Annotated in this window: 17 protein-coding genes; 4 read left to right on the top strand and 13 right to left on the bottom strand. The window is 57.5% G+C overall.

Features of this window, described 5'->3' with window-relative positions; all coding sequences use genetic code 11:
- The gene (locus tag ACM530_RS30120) at positions 1 to 360 is read left to right on the top strand and encodes a hypothetical protein (RefSeq protein ID WP_416363939.1); all 360 of its coding nucleotides are present in this window, start codon (positions 1 to 3) and stop codon (positions 358 to 360) included.
- Between the two features lie 9 nt (positions 361 to 369).
- Here ACM530_RS30120 and ACM530_RS30125 read toward each other — a convergent pair whose 3' ends face one another.
- From ACM530_RS30125 to ACM530_RS30185, 13 genes are all read right to left on the bottom strand, one after another.
- Positions 370 to 714: a hypothetical protein gene (locus ACM530_RS30125; RefSeq protein ID WP_416363940.1), complete on the bottom strand. Its 345-nt coding sequence runs from the start codon at positions 712 to 714 to the stop codon at positions 370 to 372.
- Complete coding sequence (locus ACM530_RS30130) at positions 711 to 1,049, bottom strand: hypothetical protein (RefSeq protein WP_003218335.1); 339 nt, start codon at positions 1,047 to 1,049, stop codon at positions 711 to 713. Before ACM530_RS30130 ends, ACM530_RS30125 begins: the two co-directional genes overlap by 4 nt.
- Positions 1,050 to 1,166: 117 nt before the next feature.
- A complete protein-coding gene (locus ACM530_RS30135) occupies positions 1,167 to 1,343 on the bottom strand; it encodes a hypothetical protein (protein WP_416363941.1) in 177 nt (58 codons plus the stop codon).
- Positions 1,344 to 1,643: 300 nt separating this feature from the next.
- Entirely contained in the window at positions 1,644 to 2,156 is a 513-nt protein-coding gene (locus ACM530_RS30140) for an acyloxyacyl hydrolase (protein WP_416363942.1), read from the bottom strand.
- A 256-nt stretch (positions 2,157 to 2,412) separates the two neighbouring features.
- Positions 2,413 to 3,099: a hypothetical protein gene (locus ACM530_RS30145; protein WP_416363943.1), complete on the bottom strand. Its 687-nt coding sequence runs from the start codon at positions 3,097 to 3,099 to the stop codon at positions 2,413 to 2,415.
- The gene (locus ACM530_RS30150) at positions 3,096 to 3,710 is read right to left on the bottom strand and encodes a recombination protein NinG (protein ID WP_416363944.1); all 615 of its coding nucleotides are present in this window, start codon (positions 3,708 to 3,710) and stop codon (positions 3,096 to 3,098) included. The genes ACM530_RS30145 and ACM530_RS30150 overlap by 4 nt, the downstream gene beginning before the upstream one ends.
- A complete protein-coding gene (locus ACM530_RS30155) occupies positions 3,707 to 4,222 on the bottom strand; it encodes a hypothetical protein (RefSeq protein WP_021491154.1) in 516 nt (171 codons plus the stop codon). The genes ACM530_RS30150 and ACM530_RS30155 overlap by 4 nt, the downstream gene beginning before the upstream one ends.
- Positions 4,219 to 4,386 (bottom strand): hypothetical protein, encoded by a 168-nt coding sequence (locus tag ACM530_RS30160; protein ID WP_416363945.1) that lies wholly within the window; start codon positions 4,384 to 4,386, stop codon positions 4,219 to 4,221. The genes ACM530_RS30155 and ACM530_RS30160 overlap by 4 nt, the downstream gene beginning before the upstream one ends.
- On the bottom strand, positions 4,383 to 4,826 hold the full coding sequence (locus ACM530_RS30165) for a hypothetical protein (protein ID WP_416363946.1): 444 nt from the start codon (positions 4,824 to 4,826) through the stop codon (positions 4,383 to 4,385). Before ACM530_RS30165 ends, ACM530_RS30160 begins: the two co-directional genes overlap by 4 nt.
- A complete protein-coding gene (locus ACM530_RS30170) occupies positions 4,823 to 5,611 on the bottom strand; it encodes a hypothetical protein (RefSeq protein ID WP_416363947.1) in 789 nt (262 codons plus the stop codon). The genes ACM530_RS30165 and ACM530_RS30170 overlap by 4 nt, the downstream gene beginning before the upstream one ends.
- A complete protein-coding gene (locus ACM530_RS30175; protein ID WP_416363948.1) occupies positions 5,598 to 6,527 on the bottom strand; it encodes a helix-turn-helix domain-containing protein in 930 nt (309 codons plus the stop codon). The genes ACM530_RS30170 and ACM530_RS30175 overlap by 14 nt, the downstream gene beginning before the upstream one ends.
- On the bottom strand, positions 6,524 to 7,315 hold the full coding sequence (locus ACM530_RS30180; RefSeq protein ID WP_256676496.1) for a Rha family transcriptional regulator: 792 nt from the start codon (positions 7,313 to 7,315) through the stop codon (positions 6,524 to 6,526). The genes ACM530_RS30175 and ACM530_RS30180 overlap by 4 nt, the downstream gene beginning before the upstream one ends.
- 211 nt (positions 7,316 to 7,526) lie before the next feature.
- Positions 7,527 to 7,706, bottom strand: a complete 180-nt coding sequence (locus ACM530_RS30185; RefSeq protein ID WP_017255748.1) for a Cro/CI family transcriptional regulator — start codon at positions 7,704 to 7,706, stop codon at positions 7,527 to 7,529.
- Between the two features lie 109 nt (positions 7,707 to 7,815).
- Between ACM530_RS30185 and ACM530_RS30190 the strand changes: the two genes are divergently transcribed.
- The 3 genes from ACM530_RS30190 to ACM530_RS30200 all read left to right on the top strand — a co-directional run bounded on the left by ACM530_RS30190 (position 7,816) and on the right by ACM530_RS30200 (position 9,116).
- The gene (locus ACM530_RS30190) at positions 7,816 to 8,472 is read left to right on the top strand and encodes a LexA family protein (protein ID WP_416363949.1); all 657 of its coding nucleotides are present in this window, start codon (positions 7,816 to 7,818) and stop codon (positions 8,470 to 8,472) included.
- 94 nt (positions 8,473 to 8,566) lie between these two features.
- Positions 8,567 to 8,875, top strand: coding sequence for a hypothetical protein (locus ACM530_RS30195; protein ID WP_416363950.1), 309 nt, complete (start codon positions 8,567 to 8,569; stop codon positions 8,873 to 8,875).
- Between the two features lie 22 nt (positions 8,876 to 8,897).
- A complete protein-coding gene (locus ACM530_RS30200; protein ID WP_416365138.1) occupies positions 8,898 to 9,116 on the top strand; it encodes a hypothetical protein in 219 nt (72 codons plus the stop codon).
- The last annotated feature ends 100 nt before the right edge of the window (positions 9,117 to 9,216 follow it).

Genomic DNA, 9,216 nt, shown 5'->3' on the forward strand with positions numbered 1-9,216 from the left:
ATGTTTGCGCGCCACGATTTGGCGCATTCGAAAACGTGGCGCGGATTACTGCTACTGATTCGTCAGAATCCACTACCCTTGATCGACGACTTGCGGCAATCTGCGCGCCTCATCTCTAGTCGAGTCCACGTCATGCCAACTGATGCAGCATCCGCGATGGCGTTAGCGCGAAAGAATTTCAAATACTTGGTGGAAGCCGGGGATGAAGAGCATCTTGAAAAACTTAGATTGGGTGCCGCCGGATACAACCTTTCACTGATGACTGCCGGTTGGATAAACCAAGAACAGCTGGATCAATTGACCGCGGAACTCAACATCGCCTGCGACTCCCGCAGGCGCACACTGCGCCCAGAACAGTAGATCGGAATGCTACTTGCCCCGGCGCTCGATACCACCAGGTGCCTTGCCACAGTGTAGGCAGTGCTCGCAGTTCAGCGTCCGGCACAGCCAGACCTTCACCCGCTGCCAGTACGTGACCATGAAGACATGGCGGGCACCGGCCAGGGCCAGGGATACATGCAAAGTGAGGCCGGCACTGGTCGGGCCAAAGAAGATGTTCTGGCTGCGAGCCATAACGACGAAGCCGCTGATGGCGATAGCCGAGTAGATCAGCTTCCCGAGAATGCCGTCCCTCACCTTCCCGCTCAGTACGCACCAGGCTGCCCACAGCGCGATAAGGCCGCAGGCGATGGAGTTGATCAGTTCAAGATTCATGGTGGATTGCCTCCTCCGAACCGCTGGCGAATGAGCGCCCAGAGGTCAGCGGATTTAATGGCTCGATTGATGGCTGCCAGGAGCGAGCCGCCGAATGCACCAAGTAGGAAGCCGATACCGGCGACGATCTTCGGCTCGGTCACGCCCAGGTAGGTGCTGACCATACTCGTCAGGTAGATCGAACAGGCCATACCGGTGATGAGGAAGATCATCCAGGCGCGCCAGTCGTTCAAGTCGTCCTTATGCCACCAGCTGGCGATCACAGCCCCAACAAGGCCCGCAATCAGTAATTCGAACCTGTCGATCTTGTCGAGCAGGCGCTGTAGATACTCCATGCGCTCGACTCCGTGGGGCATGTTTGAAATAGGTCAGCCCCGGCGGCACTCCCTGCTTAGAGCGAAGGGTGTGGCGGGGCCGAAAACGAAAAGGCCCGCACAGTGGCAGGCCGTAAATTAACGATTGATAGGCCCGAACGTGAGTCCTTTCAGGAAAGAGCGCTGCTCTGCAGTAACCAAGTCGGCATGTTTTGCGTTTTCGATCATGGAATTACTGATCGTCGCGTAGTTGATAAAAACGATGCTATCGACCACCACAAATGGCTTGGTTTCTTCGAGACTTCTCAGCGCCATGCCGAACCTCCGGAAACGAAAAAGCCCCTGCGTATACAGAGGCCCTGAATAGGTGCGCGGTCTTTCCCGCAGTCAGCCAAAGACCATCTCAGCGTCGACGCCCCACTGCATCAATCTCGCTGATCTGGTCCCGCGTCACTCTGGAAGTCTGGTATGAACAGAGCGCACGGGCTGCCGGTGTTCTTTCGTGACGCGTGACTTCCGGCGACACCAGGACCAGTGGTTCCCGAAGGCTGTCCTGGCTACAGGTTAAACTCAGGCAATAAAAAACCCGACGCATTGGCCGGGTTTCTGTGCAGATCAAATAGTATGGCTATAGAACAGTGCGTACGACTCTATGCCATCGTTCGGCTCTTTGATGCCGGCATTTGAATAGTGAGTGGCACGAATGCCTACCCGTTGCGTATCCCCGAACTTCAGACCAGCGCCAATGCGATCCTCGAAATTGAAAGACGATCCAAACTTCTGGTCGCCTGCTGTTGTGCCGGAGAACATTGCCACGCCAATCCCGGCTTCAATAAACGGTTTAATTTCGCCTTGGCCGATTTCGTAAACGAACACTGGAGAGAAAGATACGGAGTGACGAGCACCAGCTTCTTTGCCAGACTCCCAATATGTGTAACCCAGGTCCCAATAACCGGTCAGCTTACCTGTAGAGCTTTCCAACCACGTCTTGTCCCAGTTGAATCCCAGCGCAGCACGAGCCGTCAAACCGCCCTGGCTTGTCGCGCCTAGGGCACCTGAAAGTTCTGCAGCTTGAGCACCGGTACAAACCGCGCAAATCAGGAAAGCCGAGAGGATTATTTTCTTCATTATATGACCAATAAGTTCTAAAGAGAGATCGATTCAACAACAGCGGCACTATGAGTCAATGTGCCATCTATTCGTTCTCAGGAATCTCCAAGTAGCGGTTATGTCGCTTTTATTGGCAGAAACAGCGTTATGGAGCTGCAGAAAACACAGCCTATAAAAAACCCGGCTCTCGGCCGGGTTCATGATTCTGTGTGCTTTTCGCGTTACTTGTGCACTATGGGGAAAGTACATCAAAAACCCCAACATGACAATACCTTTATGCCGCCACCTCTTCTTTTTCAGCGTGAATGACCTGCCATACCGGCTGCAGTACGCGAACATCCACTTCTTCAATGGCGTCTCGCAGGAAATTCCACGCTTCTTTCCAATCCCTATCCCACACTTTAGGCTCTATGTGGACGCCGTAGAGCTTGAGCATGCCCTCAGCGATACGAGCGGGCCCCCACTGGGCGCCGTCGTGAGCCTCGATCTTGTAAGACTGCAGTGCCATCGTCACAAGGCAATGCACCTTCGCCTCCTTGACTTCGGTCAGGGTTGAAAAGTCCACACAGCTCCAGATCAGCTTCTCAGCGTTGAGCACGTGAGCGAGCGTCATGCATGGGTGATACAGGTAGTGCCCGAATTGTTGCTCCTGGAACGGCAACGTATCGATTGCGCGCAGGACTTTTCCGATGGTGGCCAGGTGCGCGGCGCGGGCCGTGGACTTGCCGGCGGATGTACGCCGCGTTTCGCTGATGCTGATGCGCTGTCCCGGAACGGAGAAGCGTCCGGCCTCCTCCCCTTTCTCGCTCCCCATGGCCGGGAACAGGGCATCGCGCTTGCCGATGCGCCCTCCAGTCTTCACCGGTGCCGACTCTGCGCGGTCAATTGCTAAAGCGCTGATCGACGCGTTCGATTCGTGCTGAGCTTCGGTCCATACCTGCCTTGCATTGATCAGTTTCATGCTGCGATCCTCTTCTTCAGTTCTTTTGTCTTTGCCCGGTAGTTGGCGGTCATCGCCTTCAGCTCATCCACGGTGTACTTCTTGGCCTCATGAGGACCTTCCAGCCACTCCAGAGCCTCGGCGCCGATACGCTTCACCAACTCAATCCGGTAATTCACGATGTTCCCGGAAAGCCGGGTATTGCACGGCGAACACTGGCGGTGGCAGTTCATCGGCTCGAAGCGCAGCGCCGGATTACTCCCCACCGTCCGGTAATGGCCTGCGTCATACTTGCCCTGGTGGTGCCGGCCGCAGCTGACGCACGGCAGTGCCGCGTCACGGGCGCGCACCCAGGCGTTGAATGCCTGCTGTGTGTCCTTGAGGTGATCCGCCCTGCTCTTCAGCTTCTCCTTCCGGACCTTGATCTCGCGGCGCCCTACTTGTGCCAGGGCTTTCCCAGCGATCGCTCGGCCCTTCTCGGATTTGCCGTATGCGATAGCGCACTCGATCTCCCCGCACACAGCCTGCGATTCTCTGGAGCGCGTGAACATTACTCGGCACTCTGGGCAGCGCTTGCGCCGCGGTCCGCCGGACGTGAGCGGGGTCTTGCGCTGTAGTGGGGTGCGCTTCATGCGGCCTCCTTGAATGCTTCGAACTCCGCCATTTCGGTCAGGCGCTCTTCCGTGAGCGTCGGCCAGTCATGCAGCACCAGGTACGCGCAGCACTGGCGCCAAAAATCTTGGAATGTCTCCTCCCCCATCGAATCGTAGGAAAGGCTGCGGGGTGTTTTGCGGGTGAGCTGGCCCAGCCCAGGGATGTCGAACGCTTCCTCGTCGCAGTACACGCCAGACTCCAACTGCAGAGCCTTGATCGCGTCGTGGGACTGCTTGCCGGAGAACCGGTCGATGTTCTGGCTCAGCACCCGGCCCAGGCCGTGGACCAAACCATTGAACCGTGGGTTGCGTGGCTGCTTGAGGTCGGCACGAATCTTCGTGTTGATCCGAAAATCGCGCTCGCGGAGTATCGACCGGTCAGCGTCGGAGGACGGCACGAACGCTGCCACCTCCTTGCCAGTAGCCGGATCGACCAGACGGCGCAGCACCAGGTACACGGGCATAGGGCGCGGCTTGGCTGGCTTGGTCATGGCCGCTCCTCCCTACCACTACCGCGGAAGCAAAGATCCAGACCAAAACCAAATACGCCAAGTCCCACCACCACACCCAAAGGCACAGAAAAGAACGCTATTACCAGGCAAACCGCCAGTGCTGGCACGGCGGCGAAGAACAGCCCTGCAAGGAAGTTGCTCATGACGGCTCTCCCTTGCCCATGACGGCGCGTCGACCTTCGTGGAACGCCATTACCTCCTGCATTCCGTTATCCACTGCGACGATCTCGCGGTCGAAGTAGGCCTGGCTGTCGGTCTCACCCTCTGGAGGTAGCTCGCCCGGGCCGGCCAGCGAGTTGTAGATCCACGCCATTGCGGCGGCCGGGCCCTTGCCATGCTCTTCCTCGATGAGGGCCGAGCGCATTGCGAGGAGGTAGCGGCCAAACAGCAGATCCAATTCCTTGATACGCATGCGGGCCAACTCGTTCTCTGCCAGCAGCTCCAGGGCCACCTCCTCCACGGTCTTCTCCCCGAGGAATTCCTGCAGCGCCTCGGTGTTGCGCTTCCAGTCGGCGCAGTCGGCCCGGAATGACGCGGCTTCGGCCCAGAGCATTTTCTGAAGTTGTTGCTTGTCGATGGTCATGCTCGTGACTCCAATTCCTGTGCCTGCTTGATCAGCAACGCCCTGCGATCCGCCAACTCATTTGCCGCGTCAATCCGCATTTCGGTTTTCCGTTCGGCACTGGCCTTGCGCATTTCCAGCATCGAGGTTTTCACCAGTTCCAGCTTCTGCCGAAGCTCGGGCTCTGGCCGTGTGACGGTGCCAGTGAGCAAGCCGGCGATGGCGCGACCGTCCTCAGTGATCGGCTCGACGCTCAGGTCCGCCAGGTACTTCTGGGCGTGTTCGCGCGGGATTCTCTTCAGCTCCATTGCCTTGGTCACAGCCTGGATGCGGCGGTTGGAGTCGAAGCCCACGGACACGTGCCAGTTGACCGGTTTCGCATCCTCGCGGGCCTGGCCCACGAACCTTTGGTAGGCGTCGATGAACGCCATGCGCGCACCGATTTTGTCGCCGCCATCCAAGATGGGTTTCGCAGCTGCCAGGGCCAGTTGGATCTCGTCGGTCAGCACCACGGTTTCATGTTCGTCGTTGGTCGTCATGGCGATGGCCCAAGCCTCGTCCTTCCCAGGGCGGCCGTCGGAGGTCTGGACACGCTGTAGGATGTCTGCCATAGCCAACTTGCCCTTCACCTCGAAGCGGCAGGCCTTCAATGCGGCTTTGACGACGGGCACCGGATACGCGCAGAGGTCTTCAGCCATCATCGCGGCAGTGCCCGGGTTCATTTCCTGGCCCATGGCCTCGGCGGTGGCGCAGATGGCGGCGGCCAGCCCGGCAACCTGCTGGTCATTCATTTCAAAGGTATTCATTGCGGTCACCTGCTTGCCGTTTGGCTAGAACCATCTGGGCGGCCTGTTCTGCTGCGGAGTGGTTCGCCTCTGTCCGTTCCATCTGGCGAGCGGTCATGCCGTTGATGCGCTGCCCGGTCACCCACTGGGTGTGATAGCTCTCGGCGTTGGCCAGCAGCTCGTTGAGGCTGTGGCACTTGCGAAGCACAGCGGCATCGCTGGTTTTCAGGAAGTGGGCGGCGACGTGGTGGGCGACATCGGCGCCGAGGCGGTCAACCAGTTGGCCGAGTTGGCCGCCAACCTTGGCGTTCCACACCGGCCAGGCGCTGTAGCGTTTGCGGTAAGCCATGGCGTAGTTCGCCCAGACCTTGAAGGTTTTGCAGGTCTGGTCCTTGGGGCCCGGCATATCGGCGGGGATCTCGACCCTTGGAGCGTCGGTACGATCAACCACCAGCACCAAGCCGTGGGACTGAGCCGGCACAACCGCGGCGGGAGCCGGGGGTGTAATTGGTTCAATGACCGGTTCCATGACTGGTTCAAGAGAGTTACTGATTCTGGGTGCAGCTGCTGCACTACCCCCTGGTGCAGGAGATTCACTAGGGGGTGAACCTGCTGCACTACCCGGGTGAATCTGCTGCACTACCCCTGGTGCAGGAGGTGCACCACCCCCTTCGAGGGTCAGGAAGTAAACGTTGGACGAATTCCCTTTTGGGCCTCCCTTCCGGATCTCCTTGCGCAACAGTCCCGCCTCACACAGAGCGGTGATGTGGTTCATGACAGAACGCTTGCTGATCTCGCACTGGTCGGCAATGTGCTGGTAGGACGGCCAGCACTCGCCGATGTCGCTAGCGTTGTCGGCCAGCTTAATCAGTACCAGCTTGCGCAATGGGTTGCCGACGCGAAGCTTCATCGCGGCGACCATAAGGCCCATGCTCACGCAGCACCTCGCATTGCTTTTTCGTGCGTGAACAAGCCGTCCCAGGTCTTCTTCATGGGCAGCTCGCTAGCTAGGTACAGATCGTACAGGCGTGTGGCGCCCTTCTTCAGCAGAACCGGTGTATAGGAGATGAAAGGGTCTTTACCGTGCGGGGTGACTTCGACCTGGTGCTCGGTCATGTACTTGTCGCGTGCATAGGAGCCAACACGGTGACGTAGGCCGGACTTGCTCTCGTTGTAGAGCCAGCTGCGCGCTTCCAGGTACTTGCCCACCTGCATGACGTTGACCCCATTGAGGCCCTTGCAGAACTGGGTGTGGGTCATGCCCTCTTTGAACAAGTTCTCCAAGGAGTGGATCTTCGTCGCCTGCTGCTCGACCTGGGCGGTGAGCATCAAGCGAGCCTTTTCAGACTCCATGGCGATCTGCAGAATTTCGATGGTGGAGAGCTGCTGTGGTTGCGCGACCTGCCCTTCCAGTTCCTGCCATCGGTCAACGAGGGCGGCGGTGAACTCTGGACTGAGTTGCGCGACAACAACGAAGCTGTCGCGCTTGCAGATCAGGTACTCGGCAGCTGGGCGGCCGAGGCCGTCGAGGTATTCCACCATTGGTGGAGAACTAATAACCTTCCGTTCGACCAGTCGCTCGATGGTGCGTTTCACGCTGTCGTGGCGAGATTCGACCAGTTCGGCGATCTCGCGGGAGGTCATAGTTTTGCGCGCCACGTTTTCAGATTGCGGAAAACGTGGCGCGAGATTGGTAGTGCTATTGATATGTGGCTGGTTTTGCATATAATCGGCCTCACAAAGTGTTATCGAATTAGCCGACCTCGACCGTCGGCTTTTTTGTGCCTGTAATTCAGCGCCGAAGCACCAACTCCCCACTCTGGTCCCCGCTTCCCCTCTCTTAAAAGCCACTGGATAAAACTCCAGCGACTTCAGGTTTCTTACTTCGCAGACTGTCTGGGCCGATACTGGGTACATGGGCAGCAGGGTTCGCCTGTCAGGCGGCTTGGTCTTTCTTTGTCGCCTTGAACTTTCCCTTGGAAAGAACCTGGATCTGGTACTGCCGGGATTCGGGAATCGTTTCCCCCCACATGGTCACGGCGCTTGGACGGATGCCCAAAGCGAGTGCCAGCTTCGTCTTGCTGCCGAAGAATTCGGCGACTTCATGCGTATTCATTGCGCATCCTCGTTCGAGACTGTCGCAATTTAAGCATGCTTAAGTTATGGCATCAACGGTCTTTTATACCTACTGCATGCTTAAATTCAGTTAACTTAATATTGAGTTCATGGAAAGACACGAACGCATCGCCCGCGCCATATATGTCAGCGGTAAAAAGAAAGGGGAAATTGCATCGCTTTGCGGCGTTGCTAATTCGGCCGTCACTCAATGGATTACCGGTGAGAGCAAAAGCCTCAGGCCGGAGAACCTTTACGCCCTGGCGAAAGCGACCGGCTTCCGAGCTGAGTGGCTGGCCATTGGCGAGGGTGATGAGCGGGAGGCTTCTGAATCGAACATTTCCCCAGCTGCCCAGCCAACAAAATCATTCCGGTACCCGGTAGTTAGCTGGGTTGCCGCCGGCGCCTGGGCGGAATCAGTGGAGCCCTACCCGGCTGGAATCTCGGACACCTACGAGTTTTCGGAGTACGACGCCAAAGGCCCAGCGTTCTGGCTGACAGTTAAAGGTGACTCGATGACCGCGCCTGCCGGCCAGAGCATCACCGAGGGCACGCTGATCCTGGTGGACACAGAGGCTGAGGTTGCAGCAGGTAAGCTGGTGGTGGCCAAGCTACCGGACAGCAACGAAGCCACATTCAAGAAGCTGGTCAGCGATGGCGGTCGGCTGTTCCTGAAACCGCTGAACCCGAGCTACCCGATCGAAGCTGTGGATGAGAACTGCCGGATCGTGGGCGTGGTTGTGCAGGCGCTGCAGAAGTTTTACTGATGCGCAAGTGTGTCGGGGCGGATATGCCCGGGCGGCAAGCTAAATCGAAATATCGCGAGCTGATTAGCGCTCTTATACACAAGGGAATGTGATAATGAATGCCTTTCGGATCGCGACTCTAATAGTCGCCCCGCTTTTTATCTCCGGCTGCCACAGCACGCCAAAAGAAAAAACTGAGTACGAAAAACAGATCGACGCAGTACCGATGCCTGTAACGGAAGCTGAACGGGTTGAGCAGTGTCGTAACTTCAAGGAAAGCGCTGATTACCAGCAGACTATGGATATTTTGCAATACTCACAGCGATCCAAGCTCGGCGCCTCAGGTTATGAATTTACAGAGACTCTAGCGCTTTTGCGTCGCCTCAGAGCCATGAAGTGCCCTGGGTATGGGTGGTTTTCCTGACGCTGTTGCCTTGGGTGAGCCAATGACTGCATGGCGAGAGCAGACCATCTGGAGCAAGGTTGGAGTCATTGCTTGCCTGGCTTTCCTTATGGTGCTCCCCGGATATTCCGACATAGCGGGACTGGGCGGAGGCTCATCCGGTCGCAAGCGGGTCTTCAGCCCTGGATTCGTTGTACTCTGTGTTTTCGTGGCTGTGGTTGAGCTGATAGCGCTGAACCACTTCTATAGCGTGCGTGGATGAGGTGAAGCGGAAAGGATTGTGCAAGACAAATAAAAAAGGTAATACATAAGGAGTTTGTGGTTTTCTACATTCGCGGTTAGCCGGAAACCTAGGGAGGGGT

The organism is Pseudomonas sp. NFX183 (genome assembly GCF_047943075.1).
Lineage (GTDB): Bacteria > Pseudomonadota > Gammaproteobacteria > Pseudomonadales > Pseudomonadaceae > Aquipseudomonas.